At 64.7% G+C, this 17,659-nt stretch carries 16 protein-coding genes; 3 read left to right on the forward strand and 13 right to left on the reverse strand.

The genetic code is table 11. The features are described 5' to 3' along the window. The first annotated feature begins 4 nt into the window (after positions 1-4). The 3 genes from MUB52_RS03630 to MUB52_RS03640 all read left to right on the forward strand — a co-directional run bounded on the left by MUB52_RS03630 (position 5) and on the right by MUB52_RS03640 (position 3,693). Positions 5-1,222 carry a TCR/Tet family MFS transporter gene (locus tag MUB52_RS03630; protein WP_263842830.1) on the forward strand — a complete coding sequence of 406 codons (1,218 nt, stop codon included), beginning with the start codon at positions 5-7 and terminating at the stop codon, positions 1,220-1,222. A 93-nt stretch (positions 1,223-1,315) separates the two neighbouring features. Further along, a complete protein-coding gene (locus tag MUB52_RS03635; RefSeq protein ID WP_263842831.1) occupies positions 1,316-2,407 on the forward strand; it encodes a zinc-binding dehydrogenase in 1,092 nt (363 codons plus the stop codon). A gap of 53 nt (positions 2,408-2,460) precedes the next feature. After that, entirely contained in the window at positions 2,461-3,693 is a 1,233-nt protein-coding gene (locus MUB52_RS03640) for a mandelate racemase/muconate lactonizing enzyme family protein (protein ID WP_263842832.1), read from the forward strand. 515 nt (positions 3,694-4,208) lie between these two features. On the opposite strand, the gene MUB52_RS03645 is transcribed toward MUB52_RS03640, so the two are convergent. The 13 genes from MUB52_RS03645 to MUB52_RS03705 all read right to left on the reverse strand — a co-directional run bounded on the left by MUB52_RS03645 (position 4,209) and on the right by MUB52_RS03705 (position 17,617). Further along, a complete protein-coding gene (locus MUB52_RS03645; protein ID WP_263842833.1) occupies positions 4,209-4,901 on the reverse strand; it encodes an RraA family protein in 693 nt (230 codons plus the stop codon). Then, positions 4,901-6,028 carry a cobalamin-independent methionine synthase II family protein gene (locus tag MUB52_RS03650; RefSeq protein ID WP_263842834.1) on the reverse strand — a complete coding sequence of 376 codons (1,128 nt, stop codon included), beginning with the start codon at positions 6,026-6,028 and terminating at the stop codon, positions 4,901-4,903. Before MUB52_RS03650 ends, MUB52_RS03645 begins: the two co-directional genes overlap by 1 nt. A gap of 112 nt (positions 6,029-6,140) precedes the next feature. Continuing rightward, on the reverse strand, positions 6,141-7,157 hold the full coding sequence (locus MUB52_RS03655) for a hypothetical protein (RefSeq protein ID WP_263842835.1): 1,017 nt from the start codon (positions 7,155-7,157) through the stop codon (positions 6,141-6,143). Further along, positions 7,145-8,110, reverse strand: a complete 966-nt coding sequence (locus MUB52_RS03660) for a cupin domain-containing protein (protein WP_263842836.1) — start codon at positions 8,108-8,110, stop codon at positions 7,145-7,147. Before MUB52_RS03660 ends, MUB52_RS03655 begins: the two co-directional genes overlap by 13 nt. 139 nt (positions 8,111-8,249) lie before the next feature. Then, positions 8,250-9,224 carry a nuclear transport factor 2 family protein gene (locus MUB52_RS03665; RefSeq protein ID WP_263842837.1) on the reverse strand — a complete coding sequence of 325 codons (975 nt, stop codon included), beginning with the start codon at positions 9,222-9,224 and terminating at the stop codon, positions 8,250-8,252. Further along, positions 9,221-10,237: a LacI family DNA-binding transcriptional regulator gene (locus tag MUB52_RS03670; RefSeq protein ID WP_263842838.1), complete on the reverse strand. Its 1,017-nt coding sequence runs from the start codon at positions 10,235-10,237 to the stop codon at positions 9,221-9,223. Before MUB52_RS03670 ends, MUB52_RS03665 begins: the two co-directional genes overlap by 4 nt. Next, entirely contained in the window at positions 10,237-10,998 is a 762-nt protein-coding gene (locus MUB52_RS03675; protein ID WP_263842839.1) for an SDR family NAD(P)-dependent oxidoreductase, read from the reverse strand. Before MUB52_RS03675 ends, MUB52_RS03670 begins: the two co-directional genes overlap by 1 nt. Beyond that, positions 10,995-12,041, reverse strand: coding sequence for an ester cyclase (locus tag MUB52_RS03680; RefSeq protein ID WP_263842840.1), 1,047 nt, complete (start codon positions 12,039-12,041; stop codon positions 10,995-10,997). The genes MUB52_RS03675 and MUB52_RS03680 overlap by 4 nt, the downstream gene beginning before the upstream one ends. A 60-nt stretch (positions 12,042-12,101) precedes the next feature. Then, positions 12,102-13,430 carry a histidinol dehydrogenase gene (hisD, locus tag MUB52_RS03685; protein ID WP_263842841.1) on the reverse strand — a complete coding sequence of 443 codons (1,329 nt, stop codon included), beginning with the start codon at positions 13,428-13,430 and terminating at the stop codon, positions 12,102-12,104. 8 nt (positions 13,431-13,438) lie between these two features. Further along, the gene (locus tag MUB52_RS03690; protein WP_263842842.1) at positions 13,439-13,969 is read right to left on the reverse strand and encodes an ester cyclase; all 531 of its coding nucleotides are present in this window, start codon (positions 13,967-13,969) and stop codon (positions 13,439-13,441) included. 124 nt (positions 13,970-14,093) lie between these two features. Then, a complete protein-coding gene (locus MUB52_RS03695; protein ID WP_263842843.1) occupies positions 14,094-15,251 on the reverse strand; it encodes a carbohydrate ABC transporter permease in 1,158 nt (385 codons plus the stop codon). Beyond that, complete coding sequence (locus MUB52_RS03700; protein ID WP_263842844.1) at positions 15,251-16,276, reverse strand: carbohydrate ABC transporter permease; 1,026 nt, start codon at positions 16,274-16,276, stop codon at positions 15,251-15,253. Before MUB52_RS03700 ends, MUB52_RS03695 begins: the two co-directional genes overlap by 1 nt. A 123-nt stretch (positions 16,277-16,399) precedes the next feature. Continuing rightward, a complete protein-coding gene (locus tag MUB52_RS03705; protein WP_263842845.1) occupies positions 16,400-17,617 on the reverse strand; it encodes an ABC transporter substrate-binding protein in 1,218 nt (405 codons plus the stop codon). Positions 17,618-17,659 lie beyond the last annotated feature (42 nt).

Here is a 17,659-nt window from a genome sequence, read left to right on the forward strand (position 1 = left end):
CCCCATGCGCCCAGCGGTTCTGTTTATCCTGCTCACCGTGATGATCGATTCGATGGGCATCGGCCTGATCATTCCGGTCATGCCCGATCTCATCCAGGAGGTACGTGGTGCCGATCTGGGCACAGCGGCCCTCTGGGGCGGCGTGCTCTCCACGACCTTTGCGGTGATGCAGTTTGTCTTCGGCCCGGTGATCGGCGGGCTCTCGGATCGCTTCGGCCGCCGGCCCGTGCTGCTGACCTCGCTGGTCGTCATGGCGCTGGACTATCTGGTAATGGCCGTCGCCGGCAGCATCCTGCTTTTGCTGCTGGGCCGCATTGTCGGCGGCATCACCGCCGCGACCCAAGCCACCGCGAACGCCTATATGGCGGACATCTCCGACCCAGAGGAACGCGCAGCAAACTTCGGCCTGATCGGCGCGGCTTTCGGGATGGGCTTTGTGCTGGGCCCGCTCCTTGGCGGTCTGCTGGGCGAATACGGCACGCGCGCGCCCTTCTACGCCGCCGCCGGCCTCGCCGCGCTTAACGCGCTCTTCGGCTACGTGGTGCTGAAGGAAACGGTCACCGACGAGATCCGCCGCCCGTTTCGCTGGACCCGCGCAAACCCCTTCGGCAGCTTCCGCCAGCTGGGCCGCCTGCCGGGCGTCGGGCCGCTTCTGATCGTCTTCTTCCTCTACCAGGTGGCCTTCATGGTCTACCCGGCGATCTGGGCCTACTTCGGCAAGGAACGCTTTGGCTGGGACCCGGCGACCATCGGGCTCAGCCTTGCGCTCTTCGGGATCATGATGGCCGTGGTCCAGGGCGGGCTGATCCGCCCGGTGCTGCGTATCCTGGGCGAGCGTGGCACGGTCATCTATGGCCATCTTTTCGACACGGCTGCCTTTCTCGCGCTCGCCTTCGTGACCAGCGGCACCCTGGCGTTGATCCTGACGCCGCTCGCGGCACTTGCCGCGGTCATCACGCCAGCCCTTCAGGGCATCATGTCGAAAGCCGTGGGGCGCGACGCGCAGGGCGAGTTGCAAGGGGCGCTGACCTCGATCATGGCGCTTGCGATGATCCTGTCGCCGATGATGATGACCGGCACATTCGCCGCTTTCACCGACGCCGATGCACCACTCTACCTGCCAGGTGCGCCCTTCGTGTTGTCCGCGTTGCTGATCCTGGCCGGTCTCACCGTCTTCCTGCGCGCGCCGCGCAGGCGACGGTCAGTCGGGGGCATCGGATGACAGCGACACGCAATGTCGGTTTGCGCCTTGCGTCTCGGCGACAGATGCAGGCACCCTGCGCCGAACAGCGCTGACCAGGAAGATCGCTTCGCCATGCAGACCATCAAAGCCGCAGTATGCCACGCCTTCGGCGCACCGCTCGAGATCGAGGATATTCACCTGCGCGCGCCAGAGACAGATGAGGTGGAAGTGACCCTTGGCGCAGTGGCGATCTGCCATTCCGATATCTCCTACGCCGATGGCGCCTGGGGGGGGTCGTTGCCCGCCGTCTACGGCCACGAGGCGGCGGGTGTGATCAGCGGCCTCGGCAGCGGGGTCACCGGTTTGGCCCTCGGCGACAGTGTTGTTGTCACGCTGATCCGGGCCTGCGGCACATGCGGAAACTGCGCCGGCGGGAAGCCGACACTCTGCCAGACACCGTATGACGGCGATGCCGGGCCAATCACCACGGTCGCGGGCGGGAAGCTGCATCAGGCGATGGCCTGCGGCGCCTTTGCCGAGAAAGTGGTTGTGTCGCAAAGCCAGGTCGTGCGCATCGACCCCGAGATCCCGAAAGACGCGGCCAGCCTGATCGCCTGCGGGGTGATCACCGGGGTTGGGGCCGTCGTCAACGCAGCAGGCCTGCGGGCGGGCCAGGACGTCGTTGTGATCGGCGCGGGCGGTGTCGGCCTCAACGCCATACAGGGCGCACGGATCGCGGGCGCACGGCGCGTCGTCGCCGTGGACATGAGCGCCGAGAAGCTCGAGATCGCTAAGGATTTCGGCGCCACCCATGGCGTCCTCGCCACCGAGCCCAAACCCTGGCAGGCCGCCTTTGCAGCACTGGGGGGGCGCGGCGCCGATGCGGCGATTGTGACCGTAGGCGCCATTCCCGCCTATGATCAAGCGCCGCGCTATCTCGGTTACGGCGGCAAGGTCGTGATGGTGGGCATGCCGCATTCCGGTGCCACCTCCACCTACGAGCCGGTGATCTTTGCCGCGGTTGGCCAGGGCATGGTGGGCTCCAAGATGGGAGACGTGGTGATCCAGCGGGACATCCCCTGGATGGTCGACCTCTACGCCCAGGGGCGGCTGAAGCTTGACGAGCTCATTTCTGGCCGCTGGCGGCTCGATCAGATCAACGAGGCGATTGCGAATACCAAATCGGGTGCCGCACGGCGCAACGTGATTGTCTTCGACCAATAGCCGCAACTGACAGGTACGGTGGGCCTTCGGGCCACCGCGTGGGGAGAACCGGGATGAAACTCACAGATCTGGACATCATCGTCACAGCACCTCCCGCGCCGGGCTGGGGCGGGCGCTACTGGATCCTCGTCAAGCTCACGACAGACAACGGGATCACGGGCTGGGGCGAATGCTACGCCGCCTCCGTGGGCCTGGAGGCGATGCAGGCTGTCATCCGCGATGTCTTTGCGCGCCACATGGCGGGGGAGAACCCCGAAAACATCGAGAAGATGTTCCGCCGCGTCTATTCCTCGGGCTTCACGCAACGTCCGGACCTGACAGTCATGGGTGCCTTCTCGGGGCTCGAAATCGCCTGCTGGGACATTCTCGGAAAGGCGCGCGGGCGTCCTGTCTGGGCGCTCTTGGGCGGCAAGATGAACGACCGCATCCGCGCTTACACCTACCTCTATCCGCTGCCGCATCATGACGTGACCGCCTTCTGGACGGCGCCGGTGATGGCGGCGGAAGCCGCGCGCGACTGCGTCTCGCGGGGATATACGGCCATCAAGTTCGACCCCGCCGGGCCTTACACGATGCGCGGCGGGCATATGCCGGGGATGCGCGACATCGCGCAATCAGTGGCCTTCTGCAAGGCGATCCGCGAGGCGGTCGGCAACCGGGCCGATCTGCTCTTTGGCACGCACGGGCAGTTCAGCACAGCGGGTGCGATCCGGCTGGGCCGCGCGCTGGAGCCTTACGATCCGCTCTGGTTCGAGGAGCCGATCCCGCCGGACACGGTCGAGGAAATGGCGAAGGTCGCCCGAGCCGTCCGCATCCCCGTTGCCACCGGCGAGCGTCTGACCACCCGGGCCGAGTTCGCCCCGGTTTTGCGCAGCGGGGCTGCGAGCATCCTGCAACCGGCCTTGGGCCGCGCCGGCGGCATCTGGGAATGTCGGAAGATCGCCGCGATGGCCGAGGCCTACACTGCGCAGATGGCCCCGCACCTCTATGCCGGGCCGGTGGAATGGGCGGCCAATATCCAGCTCGCGGCCTGCATTCCCAACCTGCTGATGGCCGAAACCATCGAAACCCCATTCCATGACGCGCTGATCCGTTCCAGCATCCGCGTCGAGGAGGGATTCGTCACCGCACCCGAAACGCCGGGTCTCGGTATCGAAGTGGACGAAGATCTTGCCCGCGCGCACCCCTACACCGGCGACGGCCTGCATCTGGAAATGCAGGAGGCGCCCTGCGACTACGTGCAGGGGAACGCCTTCGAAGGCGGTGCACCGGCGCCCCGCGACTGAACGTACAAGCTGCGGAGTAGTACAAAGCGAAAATGTCGCCGATGGACCGACCGCGCGGGAGCCCGTGTTTTCTTGGAAAATCCACGTCGGCAGTGCATCGGTGTTTGGCCGATAGCGCGGCCGGCTTTGAGGATCAAACGGGCAAAACATGCCATTTTTCCCAAAGCTTGTCTGGCTCGGCACTCCAAGGGCAATTTTTGCGCTCTGAAGACAACAGGCCGGAGATCGGACATGAGGCCATGCACGGCAAAGATGTCCCGCCCCGGGTGACCGGCACGGCATCGGTCGCCATCTCGCGCGGCCACCAACGAGGCTGGATGAGGTGGCGCATCCATTGACAACTGCGGGAGACAGTCGCCACACCTCCTCCTGAAGGACAATTTTGCCAACCGCACAGAGGAAAGCCCACTTCCAACGGACCACTCAGAAGACGCGTTACTCCCCCAAGGGTCGAGCGATGCGTTAGGCGCTTCACGTCTCCCTGTCGGCCCCCAAGGACGTCGGAAACGACCTGCCTAGGTTCGCGCCGCTTCGAAGGCGGCCCAGACGGCCTCGAACTCTTCGAACCCCAGCGTCTTGCCCTTCACCGCATCGAAGACAATCTTCTCGGATCGCATCAGCGTGGCAATGGCTTCGCTGAGCCGCGGCACAATGTCATCCGGGATCACCACCGCACCGTGACGATCCGCGTGCACCAACGCGCCGGGGGCCACCTGCATCCCGAAGATCTCCACCTCCACGCCGAAATCGAGCACATGCACGAACCCGTGGCTCGGACCGATGGAGCCGGCGACCACCGGGAACCCCTCTGGCAGATCGCCCAGATCACGCATGACACCATTCGTCAGCGCGCCCGCCAGGCCGAAGGCCTTGTGAATGTTGGTATTCACCTCGCCCCAGAAGGCCCCGATGGCCTCTGCGCCATCCATGTCCTGCACAACCGTCACACCGGGGCGCGGGCCGCTCGCCATATAGGCGTAGTAGGCCATTCGGCGGGTCTTGATGACGTCGGGAGGCTCCTGCGGCGGGCTGACCGCCCGGATCCGGGCCGTGCGCGCATAGCCAACCATCGCCTCGCCCGTCGCGGAACAGAGCATCGTGCCGCGGGTGAAGGCGTTGAAGCCGCGTTTGCCCTGCGCCACCTCGATGGCGTTGCAGACCGTGGGTGTGTCCACGCGACGCAGAAGGTCCAGCAGCGCATCCTCCATCACCGTGCTCCGGCCAGCGCAGCCCCGTCACGCAGCGCTTCCAGCTTGGCGTAGGCGATCTCGGGGTCGACCGCGCCAAATCCTGCAAATGTGCCGAACCCGCAATCCGACCCCGCGATCACACGCTCCTTGCCGACGATCTGCATGAACCTCTCCAGCCGCTGGGCCACCAGTTCGGGGTGTTCGACGAAGTTCGTCGTTGTATCCACCACGCCCGGAACGAGAACGCGGTCATCGGGAATGTCTGCCTTGCGATCGCGGAAGACAACCCACTCATGGGCGTGACGCGGGTTCGACGTCTCGAACAGCAGATAGCGCGCCTTGATCGACATGAAGGTGTCGAAGACCTTCTCCATGCCGATGTCGCAGACATGCGGGCCCTCGTAGTTGCCCCAGCAGATGTGCACACGCACGCGCTCCTGCGGGATGTCCGCCAGCGCGTGGTTCAGCGCGTCGACATGGGTGGCCGCGATCTTGAGGAAGTCATCGTCGGAGAGATCGTTGAAGAGCATGTGACGCGAGAGGGCCAGATCCGGGCAGTCGAGTTGCAGATCGAGCCCGGCGTCGACGATGGTGCGGTATTCCTCGCGCATAACATCCGCAAGCGCGGCGAGATAGGCGTCGCGCGTGGGGTAGAAATCGTTCTGCAGAAAGAGCGAGATGACGCCGGGGGACGCGGCGTTCATGAAGCCGCGCTGCGCGCCGTGCTCGGCCATTGCCGCCTTGAGGTTCGCGATGTCTTTCTGCAGCTCGCCTTGGCCCTTCGAGCGCACCTCCCCGGTGCACATGGGCCGCGCGTATTGAGGTGTGCCACCGTCATCGGCCAGACGTTTGAGGAAGGTTGGAAATTTCTTCAAATCGGCAGGCGCGTTGCGCGGGCTGTCGCCGGAGAAGCCGGTGTAGCGGTCCTTGACGTAGGTGGCGTAGGAGATCTTGGAGGTCTCGCCGTCGGAGACCACGCCGACGCCTGCGGCGACCTGCTTGGCGACGGTGTCGGAGACGGCTTCGGTCATCGCCGCGTCGAACTCGGCGGCATCATAGGGTGTGCCGTGCTCACGGGCGAAGATGAAATCCACGACCTTCTGGCTGCGTGGCAGGGAACCTGCATGTGTGGTGAGAATGGGCATAAGCGTCCTTCTTCGGCATGTCGCGTTTGGTTGGAAGCGAAAGACCGCTGCCGCTCGGTGCGTTTGAGCGCGGGTTTCGTCGTTTGTTGATGTTCGGCTGATGCAACATGCTTCAATTCAGCCGTTGAAACCGACCGCCCGACCAGCCGTGGTAAAAAATGCAGTCGGGTGGGGCGGCAGGGTCGTTGCAGACAGCGAGCCGGCCGGTGGTCTGCAGAAGATCGAGCCCATTCGAGCCGCGCACGACGGAGGCGGAGGCGGCATAGAATTGCTCGGGCGTGCCGGTCCAGGCGGCAGTGAGAAAAGTTTCGACGAGGCACTGAGCCGCGCCGCAGACGGGTCGCGCAAGCGGCGGGCCGCAGTCGATCGCATCCCACCAGATGACCACGTCGTTGCGGCCATCTCCGTCGATGTTGCCGATGAGCAGATGGCCCGGGCCCCGTGTCACCGGCTGGCGACCACAGACCCGCGTGACGTGGGTGTAGGCGACATCCACCATCGCATCGTTTGCCGGTGTGGGCGCAGGCGGTTGAGCCGGGGAGCCCGCCGGGGGCTGCGGGGCAAGCCCCGCAGCCCCCGGCGGGCTTGGCGCCCAGCCCAGACCGATGTCGCGGAATTTACCCGCGCAGAAATCAATGAGCTGCAGCCAGGCGCTTTGCAGTCCGGTGGTCGGAATGTTGACGCGCCCCAGAAAACTCTCCACCTGAAAGCCGTTCGCCTGCATGAGTGCCGGAAAGAATGGGTCGGATGCCGAGAGAGCCACTGTCCACGCATCATCAAAGTAGTCGAAGCTCACTGGCGGAAGCTGAAACGTGGTGCCACCTGCGATGATCTTGACGTCGCGGGTTTCATTGCCGAGCTCATCGCGCGGGGGGCCGAGGACTTGTTTGGAAAACCGCATCTGGAGAGCCCCCGGTGCGGTCACAGTCGCGTGCATGTCCTGCGGGCCCTGCCAATCCGGGCGCATGGGCGAGCGCTCGCCGCAGGAGAGCGCCACGGAAAAATCGGGCAGCGTGGCGGTGCCGAAGAAGAAATCACCGTTGTCGTAGCTCCCCGGCGTCCAGACCTGTTGCCCCGCCGCCGGGAGCGGCAGCAGCGCGATCAGCAGGGCTGCGATCAGCCGTGCCATGTGGATCCTGCGGGATCGTCGGTGCCGATGATATGGTAGAGCGCGGCCGCGCCGGTCATCGAGGGCACCGCTGTGTGCATGAGGCCTTCGGGCACTGACATCGTATCGCCGGGCGCCAGGGTAGCGCTGCCGCCCTCCCAGGTGACCCGCCAGTGGCCAGTGACTGGCATCAGTACCGAGGGGCGGTCATGCTGGTGCATCTCTTCGGTCGCGGAACCGCGCGTCAGCAGCGCCACCTCGAAGCCGGGGCGGTCGCGCAGCATCGCATCCGGGCCGATGACCTTGGCCGGTGTGCGGTCGGCCAGCGCCACCATATCCCAGTAGCGCGCCACATAGCCGGGCACCACTTCCGCCGTGGTGGGCTCGGGGTAGGTTTTCAGCTCCTCCTCGGAGAGCAGCGGCATGAGCTTCACCCCCTCGGGCAGCGCCTCGCCCTTCTTCGTGTCGTAGAGCTTGCCCTCCTCAGAAAGCACCAGCCCGTGATCCGCCGCATCCTCGATCACCTGCGGGGCCCAGATCACACCGCCGCCCGCGTCGTCCCCGCCGAGGATCGCCATGATCATCCCGTAGTCATCGCCGATGTTCTCGAAGCCGCGGAAAATGCCGGTGGGAATGTTGAAGATGTCGCCTTCCTCCAGCATCACCTCGCCCGCGTCGCCCCATCGGCCCCAGAAGAAGCGCCAGCGGCCCTTGAGCACAAAGAACACCTCCGCCGTGCGGTGGCTGTGCAGCGAGTTGCGGCATTTGGGCGGCTGGCCCGCGGCGCCGATGTTGAAGCCATGCGGGATGGAGATATGCACGTGCTGGTCGGGGCTTTCGGAGACGCCGCCGCCGATGATCGTGAAGTTCTCCTTCTGGTCGGAACCGGGCGTATGCGCGTCAATGAAGGCGGTCTTGCAGGGCCTCAGATCGCCGTAACGGACGATGCGGGTTTCCATCTCTTGGGGTGTCATATCACTGGTCCTTGTCTGAATGGGAAATTGGGGATGCGCGATCACCCCATCCCCGGCGGACGCAGGTTCAGACGGCGGGCGCGCAGAGACGCCCGCCAGATGTGATACCGTCGTAAAGGTTCGCCCATCGCGAGGGGCATCAGAGCTCTCCGGTCTGCAGCAGAATCTGTTTCCAGATCGTGGTCTCGTCGAAGATGACATATTCGCGGCGCAGACCCCAAGGGCCGAATTCCGCATGGCTAATGCCGAGTAAATAGACCTCGGCCCCCGTGGGCGCGCCAAAGCGGCCCCAGCCGGAGTGTGTGCCATGCAGCGACCAGCGCAGCGCGGCACGCGGCGGCATCATCGGGTCCTCGCGCCCGATCTGGTGGTCGATCTGGAAAGTGGCATCGGGAAAGGCCGCGCGCAGACCCATCCAGAACTGATCCACATCGCCGTGGCTGTGGCCCGTGTGCCCGCCGGGGTACTCCACCTGAACTGCGCGGTCGTACTCGGCGGGGATCGCTGCCATATCCGCCCCCATGATCCGGGTGAGGAGATCGGCGTATCTGGCACCCCATTCGTTGTCATTGCCCCGGCCCTTATACGGGCCCGGCTGATCGGTCGCGGGGGTAAGCGGCGGCACGCAGGCCTCGGGGCCGCCTTCGCGCGCGATGAGATCGGCGGCATAGGCTTTCGGCTCCCACCCCAGTTGGCGGACGATGGCGCCCTGATCGCGGATCAGCCATTCATCGTTGATCTGATTGTCGATCGCGTGGCAGTCCGCAAGAATGCGGTAGGTCAGCTTCTTGCCCGTCGCGGTGCCATAGACCCCGTCATGCGCGTGGGTCGCGGTGCTGAGCAGCCGGTGCGAACTCAGCATCCCCTCCTCCGGCGTGCCGGACCAGATCACGTCCTCACCCAGAAGCGTCCTGTCGGGGAACTCGGCGAGCGTGGCCATGGTGGCACCAATGACGTTCGCATTGCCGACCACCACGGACGCGGGCGAGCGCACCACGATATCGTCAGAGTAATACTGGTGCAGGGTCGCGATGCCGCGATCCTCCCAGATCTCCTTGGTGATCCCGATGATGTAGTCGGGGAAATCGCGAAACTTCGGATCGAAGCCTTTCATGAAGTCTGTCCTTTGGGTGCGCGGGCGGAGCCGCGGATGATAAGCGGGCCATCGAGCGTGATGCGACGCGGAGCCATGTCGTCGTCATTGAGGCGCGCCATCAGCACCTCGACCGTGGCGGCGACCATGCGCCCGGCGGGCTGCCGCACGGTGGTCAGATCATAGCTGGGCCAGTGCGACAGGCTCACATCGTCATAGCCGACGACCGAGACATCCTGCGGCACGCTGAGGCCCAGCTCGTAGCGCAGCACATCCATCACCGCGAAGGCCATGTGATCATTGGCGACGAAAACGGCATCGGGGGGATTGGCCCGCTTGAACATCTTACGCGCGGCCTCTTTAGCCGTCTCAAAGTCGAAATTTCCCAAGCCGCGAGCATACATGGTCATCCCCGCCGCCTCCAGCCCGGCGATGAAGCCGCGTTCGCGGTCGATCTGGGTCGAGGCGCCTTCCCAGCCGGCGATATGCGCGATGCGTTTATGCCCGCCTGCGATCAGAAAGTCTGCCAGCTTGCGCCCGCCGGCCTCATTGTCCGAGGCGATGGAGGTCAGCCGGTCGTCATACTGGTGCCGGTTGAAGAGCACGATGGGAATGCCGAGGCCCTCGCAGCGCTGGGTGAGATCGTTGGACAGGCCCACGGAGGCAGCGATGATCGCATCGACCTGGTAGTCGAGCAACTCGTCGATGACCGTCTGCGTGGCCGCGGTGTCGTTCGAAGCCATGAAGACAAGCACGTGATAGCCCTCGGCCTGCAGCGCTTTGCTGAGCCGCTCGATGGCCTCGGGGTAGAACTGGTTTTCCAGGTAGGCAACGACGAGCCCGATGATCCGGCTGCGCCCGGTGATCAGCGAGCGGGCGAGCACATTCGGGCGGTAGCCAAGCGCGTCAGCCGCCTTGCGCACCTTCTCCGCCGTGCCCTTGCTCACGGAGGCGCCGGGCGTGAACACCCGGCTCACCGCAGAGCGGCTGACCCCGGCCTTTTCGGCCACATCGAGGGCGGTCACCTTGCTCATCAGCCCGCGGTCCAGCCACCGTCAATGAGCATCGAGGTGCCGGTGACCATCGCCGAGGCGTCGGAGGCGAGAAACAGGACCGCCCCCATGATGTCCTCGACCTCGCCGACGCGCGGCAGCTTGATCTTGTCAAGGATCCAGGCGAGGCGCTCGGGAGTGTCGAAGGTGACCTGGCTGAGTGGCGTGCGGATGAAAGTCGGGCAGATGGTGTTGATGCGAATGCCTGCCTTGCCCCATTCGATGGCCATGGCCTTGACCATGCCTTCGAGCCCGTGTTTCGACGCGCAATAGACCGCACGGTCGACGCCCCCCACATGCCCCATCTGGCTGGAGACATGGATGATGGAGCCGGGTTTTCCCTGCGCGATCAGCGCTTTGGCAGCCTCGACAGAGAGAAAGTAGGCGCCGCGCAGGTTGAGGTTCATGACCGCGTCATAATCCTCGGGCGTGGTCTCCGTGGCCGGGGAATGCCGCGCGAGCCCGGCGGAGTTGACCACGATGTCGAAGGGCGCGTCGAAGGCTGCGGCGAGGGCGCTGACGTCGCTCTGGTCGAGCGGCAGGGCTTGCGCGGACCACCCCTGGACCGCCATCGCATCCACCGCCTCCTGCAGCAGCTCCGCGCGCCGCGCGGCACAGACCACATGGGCGCCCGCCTCCGCAAGCGCCACAGCACACCCCAGGCCAATGCCCGACGACGCCCCAGTGACCAAGGCACGCTTGCCCGTCAAATCAAAGCTCGGCGTCCGGGGCAGTTCACTCACGAGGCAACCCCTGTCTCCTGATCAAACCCAACGCGGGCCTTGTTGAACTCGCGCATCCGCGCCAGCACATCCACACCGATCTGGTCGTACATGTGCAAAAGGTCGACCATAACCCAATTCTCGCGGATCAACCCGTTTTCCACCCGCCAGAAATCCAAGCTGCGCATCTCGATTTTCTTGCCCGTGGGCGCGATGCCCAGCCAGCCGCCGTGGGTGATCGACTGGACCATATCGGGCCAGCCGGTCACGGCCGCATAGTTCCGATCGCCGAAGAAATGATACTCGACCTCGTCGAGATACTGCCCCCGATCCGGCATCCCGTTCAGGAAGGGGATCTGGTGCCACTTGCGGAAGCCTTCGATGCCGCGCCCGGTGCCTATGCCGCAGGGTCCATACCAGGTCATGCGCGGATGCCAGAAGCGCTCCATCTCCATGACCTCGGGCCCGCCCTGCGACGGGTGGCGTTTCAGATGCGCCAGCATGTCGACGATGTGCCGGCAGGTGGCAGCGCCCTGCTCCGCGTCGTAAGGCCCCGGCACCAGCCCGTCGCAGGTGGCAGGCCCCGGCACATGCCACTCCCGCCCCAAAGATGGCACCATCGGCCAGGCCCCCGCCTGCATCATCACCTCCGGCAGATCCCAGAGTGCCTGCATCTCGACGATCTTGCCGTCCTCGAAGCGATAGAATTCGTGGAACCGCATGTGCACCAGATGCCCGGTAGGGGGAATATCCAGCCAGGGCGCGCGGAAGGTGCCGGTATAGAACCCGCCGCAGCCGACCCAATCGACCCCTTCAGGCGTCGGCCCCGCCATCACGATGTGATCGCGCCGCTCCATATCGGGGACCGCGCGCAGAAGCGGTGCATAGGCAGCCTCCACATAAGCGTCGATGCCTTCGACCGTCTCAAACGGAAAAGCCAGACGAAACACCGCATCCGGCACGCAGAGGCCACGCAGCACGGTGCGAAGCTCGCCGAGATCGAAGTCGTACATTGCCGCCCGCAGCGGCGCGAGAAACTCTTTATGATAGGAATGTGCGTCCATGTCTTCTTCTGGCCAAAAATATCCCGGGGGAGGCGCAGCGCGCCGGGGGCAGAGCCCCCGCTATTCGGCGGCGTCCAGCGCCGGCGCACCCTCACCGTAAGGCACATTCACCCCGCCATACCGGCGGACCCGCAGGTTGCACTGCTCCGCATGACCGACAAAACCCTCCAACATGCAGAGCCGAGAACCGTAAGCGCCGATCTCGGCGGCTGCCGCATCCGTCGTGACCTTCTGATAGCTGTGCGTTTTCAGGAACTTGCCAACCCAGAGCCCGCCTGTATAGCGCCCCGCCTTCTTGGTCGGCAGCGTGTGGTTGGTGCCGATCACCTTGTCGCCATTGGCGACATTGGTGCGCGGACCCAGGAACAGCGCGCCATAACAGGTCATATGCTCGAGGAACCAGTCGTCGCGGTCCGTCATGACCTGCACGTGCTCCGAGGCCACGTCATCGGCGACCCACAGCATCTCGTCATAGCTGTCACAGAGGATGACTTCGCCATATTCTTTCCAGCTCACCCGCGCGGTCTCGGCTGTGGGCAGGATCTCGAGGATGCGCTCAATCTCCGCGAGCGTCTCCTGCGCCAGTTTGCGCGAGTTCGTGAGCAGCACCGCGGGTGAGTTGTAGCCATGCTCGGCTTGCCCCAGCAGATCCGTCGCGCACATCTCCGCATCGACGGTGGCGTCGGCGATCACCATGGTCTCCGTGGGGCCTGCGAAAAGGTCGATGCCGACCCGGCCGAAGAGCTGACGCTTGGCCTCGGCGACGAAGGCGTTGCCGGGGCCGACGATCATGTGCACGGGGTCAATCGTCTCCGTCCCCAGCGCCATCGCGCCCACCGCCTGGATGCCGCCCATCACGTAAATCTCATGCGCGCCCCCCAGATGCATGGCGGCGATCACCCCCGGGTTCGGCTTCCCCTGGAACGGCGGCGTACAGGCGATGATGCGCGGGACCTTGGCCACGCTGGCCGTCGCCACAGACATATGCGCCGAGGCCACCATCGGAAACTTGCCGCCGGGCACGTAGCAGCCCACAGACTGCACGGGGATGTTCTTGTGCCCGAGGATCACGCCCGGCATCGTCTCCACTTCAATGTCCAACATCGAGTCGCGTTGCGCTTGCGCGAAGTTGCGCACCTGCTCCTGGGCGAAGGTGATGTCTGCGAGTTCGCGCGGGGAGAGTTGCGCGATCAGATCGTCGATCTCGGACGGGCTCAGCCGGAAGGAGGCCGGGGTGTAGCTGTCGAACTTCTCGCTCAGCGCGCGGACCGCCGCATCGCCGCGCGCCTCGATATCGGCGAGCGTCGCCTCGACCGCCGCCCGCGTCTTGGCATCCTCCTCAGCGCGCTCGGCCTCGGGCTTGCCGCGTTTGAGATACTCAATTGCCATCACTCACCTCATTGATCGGGCCGGGGCGGGCGTTTCTCGCCCCGGTCAAAGGCTTCCCAGCCCTCACCGCCGAAAACATCGACGCCGAGCTGGGCCAGAACATGCGGGAAATCGACCATCACCCAATTGTCGGTGATCCTGCCGTCCTCGACCTTCCAGAAGTCCATGTACCGAATGTCCACGCGCTTGCCGGTGGGGGCCACCCCCATGAACGGGCCGGAGTGCGTCGCCTCCTGTCGCCCGAAGGCCGCCGCCCATTCGCCCATGTAGAGCCGCGCCTCATCGACACAGACCTTGTCGGAAAACGCCGCCTGGAAGGGGCGTTGCCAGTTGTCCTGGAACTCCCGCAGCCCGTTTTTCGTGCCACAGCCTTGGTTGCCCCTCCAGCGGAAAGTCTCGGCAAAGAAGGCACCGATGTCGTCGATGCGGTGGTCGTTCAGCCCGTCGACCATAGCTTCGATCACGGCGCGGGTCGCGTCGGTCTGGCTCATGTCCGTGTTGCGGCTGAGCGCGGCCTGTTCGGGGCGGCTGCCCTTCATGGCTGGCCTCGGGATTTGAGTATTTGAAGACGGGTGAAAGGCGGATCCTCGCAGAAGGAGACCGCGCTTGTCGCGCGTCCAAGCCGCGCAGGAGCGGAGCCCTCGACAGGTCGCACGCGAACGCTCATCCCTTGACCGCCCCCGCTGTGAGCCCCGACACGATCTGACGCTGGAAGACCATGACCAGCAGGAACAATGGCGCGGTGATGGAGACTGCGGCGGCCACGGCCTCCACCTGGTCGGTCGTGGTGGTCTCGCGGTTGAAGTACCCGGCGATGGCCGGAACCATCGTCTGGTTCTGCGCATCGAGCAGCAGCGAGGTGACGAGGAAGTCGTTGTACCCCAGCAGGAACGAGAAGAGCCCGGTGGTAATGACGCCCGGCCACATGACCGGCATGATCACCCGGCGGAAGGCCTGGAAATGCGAACAGCCATCGACCCGGGCGGCCTCGTCCAGCTCGGCGGGAATGTTCTGGAAGAAGCTGCGCAGCATCCAGATGGTGAAGGGCTGGTTGATCGAGACGAGAACCGCGATCACCGCCCAGGGCTGGCCGTAGAGCGTGGGCGCGCCTTCGCCGAAGATAGGCCGCAGGATTTCAGAGGAGTTGATGAAGACCGGCAGGTAACCCGCGACGAGCACTGAGTGCGGCAGCGCGCGGAAGATCAGGGCGAGGATCAGGAGCCAGAACGCCAGGTCGGAGCCGGAGCGGGCGAGCCCGTAGCCCGCAAGCGTGCCTACCGTGAGCGAGATGGTGACAACGCCCGCCGTCACCAGCATGGAGTTGAGGAAGTTGCGGTAAAATTCGTTCTCGGCCCAGACGGCGACGTAATGGTCGGTTGTGAGGCCGATGACCGGCGTGCCGAGCGGGCCGAGGAGGCTGTTGAGCGGGCCGAGGATGATCGGCAGGAGACCGAAGAAGACCAGGATAAAGGCAATGGCATAGACCAGCGCGCCGACAAGCCAGCCAAGCACGATCAGGCCGGGCGGGCAGTACTGCTGCACCAGGCCGGGCAGACGCGTGAAGGCCCAGCGTATCGCGAAGAAGAGCACGACCAGGCCGAGGAGGATGTCGAGCACCGAGAGCCCATCGCCGCCCGCGCGGGTGACCGGGCCAAAAATCACGTCCCAGGGGCTGTCGGCGAAGGCGTCCACGGGAGATTTGAAGCTCATCACCGCGATCCAGAAGATCGGGAAGGCGGCGAGCAGGCACCAGAAGGCGAGGAAGGCACCGGAGGAGAGGCGCAGCGCGGCGGACTGCTGCATGGCCTTGGACGTCGACATCAGTGCGCGCTCCCTTTGTGGTCGCGCCAGGTGCGGCGCAGTGGCAGGATCAGCAGGAGAACGATCCCGATCATGGTCAGCATGGCCGAGGCGGAGGCGCGGCTCATCGCCCGGTTGCCGGCGTCATCCGGTGTCATGAAGTCGTAGGTCAGCCACTGCAGCGAGATCACATGCGCCTGGCTGCGGAAGCCGACAATCGCTTCGAATTCGCGGTAGGTGTCCATCAGATGGATCAGCGCGATGAAGACGATCAGCGGCATCAGATGCGGGATGATCACATGGCGCAGACGCTCCCACCGGCTGGCGCCGTCGATCACGGCGGATTCCAGCGTGTCCATGTTCACGGTCTGCAGGCCGGCATAGAAGATCACGAAGGCGAAGGGCGCGGAACTCCAGACCTTGTAGAAATACATCAGCAGCTCGATGGTCCAGGCTTGGGCGAACATGGAGATGTTCTGGCCGGACCAGCGCTCCATCAGCGCGGTCAGAATGCCGTCGCCGACGAAGAGCCAGTAGATCGAGAGGGCGCCGATCACCGGAGTGATGATAAAGGGCAGGAGCGAGATGAAGATGATCGGCCCGCGGATCGAACGTGTGGCGTTGTTGACCGCAATGGCGATCGCGAGGCCGACGCCGAGCACCAGAGGCAGGGTCAGCAGCGTGTAGGTCAGCGTGAAGCGCAGGGCGCGCCAGAAGTCGACCTGCATCATGTCATTCCAGCTTCCCTGGCCGACCGCGTCCCAGAACTTGTCCATTTGCAGGACGTTTTTGTAGCTTTGCAAACCGACCCACCGCGTTTCGGTCACCGTCTTGCCGGTCTCATCCAGCACCGGGACCGTCTTGACCTCGGTCGTGCAGGTCTGCGTCAGGAAACCTGGTGTACAGGTCTCGACCTCGACCCGTTCGAGGATCGGCTGGGTGACCTGAAAACTCTGAATGAAAACGCTGACCAGCGGGGCCGCGATGAAGAGCAGCATCATGAAGACGGATGGCCCGACGAAGGCTGCAAATGTCTTGAATTTCACGCTGTTCTCCTTGCGGCAAACCGGTTTGCAAAGGGGCCGTGGGGATCTGCAAAACGCCCGTCCGGCGATGCTGACCGACCCACTGGCAAAAGGGCTGGCCGGGCGCACCCGGCCAGCGCCCGCTTACTCGAGCACGCCCGCTTCCTTGGCGGAGGTCGTGTAGGCCTCTTCGACGGCCGCAAGGGTCGCAGCCGCGTCGCGCTCGCCGGTCAGGAAGGCCGGCAGCTCGTTGCCAAGTGCGGTATGCAGCAGGCCCATCTGGGTGGTCGAGGGGTATGCCGGCGGCGCCGGATTGGCCGTCGCCGTGGCGATTGCACCGGCGGCGATCTCGGTCGGCTCGTAGCCGCCTACCAGCCAGATGGCCGCATCGTTGGCCCCCTGCACCATCTCCGTGTCCAGCCCTTCCATGGCCAGACGGAAGGCGGCCTCCGCTTCCTCATCGGAGATGTTCTTGGCGATCACGATGCCGTCCCACCACAGCGTGGTGGCAGGCGCCCCATCGGCCGTGGCCTTGGGCGCCGCCGCCATCGCGACCTTGCCCACCACCTGGCTTTCCGCTTCATCGTTCATGGCACCTGCCCGGCTGGCCCAGAGGTTCGCCATGGCAATCTTGCCCTGTTGGAACTGCTGCTGCACATAGGTCGAGTCGCTGACCAGCACCTCGGGGTCGGTGAATTCCAGCGCCTTCTTCATCGTCTCGAGGGACGCCAGGCCAGCCTCCGAGTTCACCGCGGTGGTGTTGTCGTCGTTGAAGAAGGTGCCGCCGTGGCCGGGGTAGAGGTTGACGAACTCCTGCGCGAGGTTCCAGCCGGATTTCATCGTGGCCCCTAGCGGATATTCGACCACACCTGCCTCCTTGATCTTCTCGGCGGCGGCATAGACCTCGTCCCACGTGGTGGGTGTCTCGATGCCCAGATCGGCCAGAATGTCGGATCGGTACATCAGGTGCTGCGTGTTCACCATCATCGCCACGGCCATGATCTGACCGTTGATCCGGATCAGCTGGTTGGGGCTGAGGTTTGCCCCGTATTTTTCGACCAGATCATCGAGCGGACGAATGGTACCCGCGTTCAGGAGCGGCGTGATGGTGCCGTTGGAGACGCCGCCGATGTGGTAGAGCGAGGGGTTCGCCTCAAACGCCGCGGGCTGCTTGGTCCGGAACTCCTGATCCAGCTCGGCCTGGAAATTTCCGCATTCGGCCATGGCGTCCGTCACCGCTTTCCAGGCTTCAAAGCCCGCGCTGAGCGACTTGATCGGCACCTCGTTTTGATAGGAGCAGGCCAGCGCCGCGCTCCCCATCAGCGAGACAACACCCGCCAGTGCGATTTTTTTCAAAAACATTTGCAAACTCCCTTTTGCAGTTTTGCGGGGTGCATCTTGCAA

It is taken from the genome of Roseobacter sinensis (assembly GCF_025755255.1).
Classification (GTDB): domain Bacteria; phylum Pseudomonadota; class Alphaproteobacteria; order Rhodobacterales; family Rhodobacteraceae; genus Roseobacter; species Roseobacter sinensis.

Bases quoted from the DNA above. Each gene is read 5' to 3' on its own strand.
- MUB52_RS03650 (WP_263842834.1), bottom strand. From the start codon at position 6,028: ATGCCCATTCTCACCACACATGCAGGTTCCCTGCCACGCAGCCAGAAG.
- MUB52_RS03705 (WP_263842845.1), bottom strand. From the start codon at position 17,617: ATGTTTTTGAAAAAAATCGCACTGGCGGGTGTTGTCTCGCTGATGGGG.
- MUB52_RS03640 (WP_263842832.1), top strand. From the start codon at position 2,461: ATGAAACTCACAGATCTGGACATCATCGTCACAGCACCTCCCGCGCCG.
- MUB52_RS03665 (WP_263842837.1), bottom strand. From the start codon at position 9,224: ATGAAAGGCTTCGATCCGAAGTTTCGCGATTTCCCCGACTACATCATC.
- MUB52_RS03645 (WP_263842833.1), bottom strand. From the start codon at position 4,901: ATGGAGGATGCGCTGCTGGACCTTCTGCGTCGCGTGGACACACCCACG.
- MUB52_RS03630 (WP_263842830.1), top strand. From the start codon at position 5: ATGCGCCCAGCGGTTCTGTTTATCCTGCTCACCGTGATGATCGATTCG.
- MUB52_RS03635 (WP_263842831.1), top strand. From the start codon at position 1,316: ATGCAGACCATCAAAGCCGCAGTATGCCACGCCTTCGGCGCACCGCTC.
- MUB52_RS03690 (WP_263842842.1), bottom strand. From the start codon at position 13,969: ATGAAGGGCAGCCGCCCCGAACAGGCCGCGCTCAGCCGCAACACGGAC.
- MUB52_RS03655 (WP_263842835.1), bottom strand. From the start codon at position 7,157: ATGGCACGGCTGATCGCAGCCCTGCTGATCGCGCTGCTGCCGCTCCCG.
- MUB52_RS03660 (WP_263842836.1), bottom strand. From the start codon at position 8,110: ATGACACCCCAAGAGATGGAAACCCGCATCGTCCGTTACGGCGATCTG.
- hisD (WP_263842841.1), bottom strand. From the start codon at position 13,430: ATGGCAATTGAGTATCTCAAACGCGGCAAGCCCGAGGCCGAGCGCGCT.
- MUB52_RS03680 (WP_263842840.1), bottom strand. From the start codon at position 12,041: ATGGACGCACATTCCTATCATAAAGAGTTTCTCGCGCCGCTGCGGGCG.
- MUB52_RS03695 (WP_263842843.1), bottom strand. From the start codon at position 15,251: ATGTCGACGTCCAAGGCCATGCAGCAGTCCGCCGCGCTGCGCCTCTCC.
- MUB52_RS03670 (WP_263842838.1), bottom strand. From the start codon at position 10,237: ATGAGCAAGGTGACCGCCCTCGATGTGGCCGAAAAGGCCGGGGTCAGC.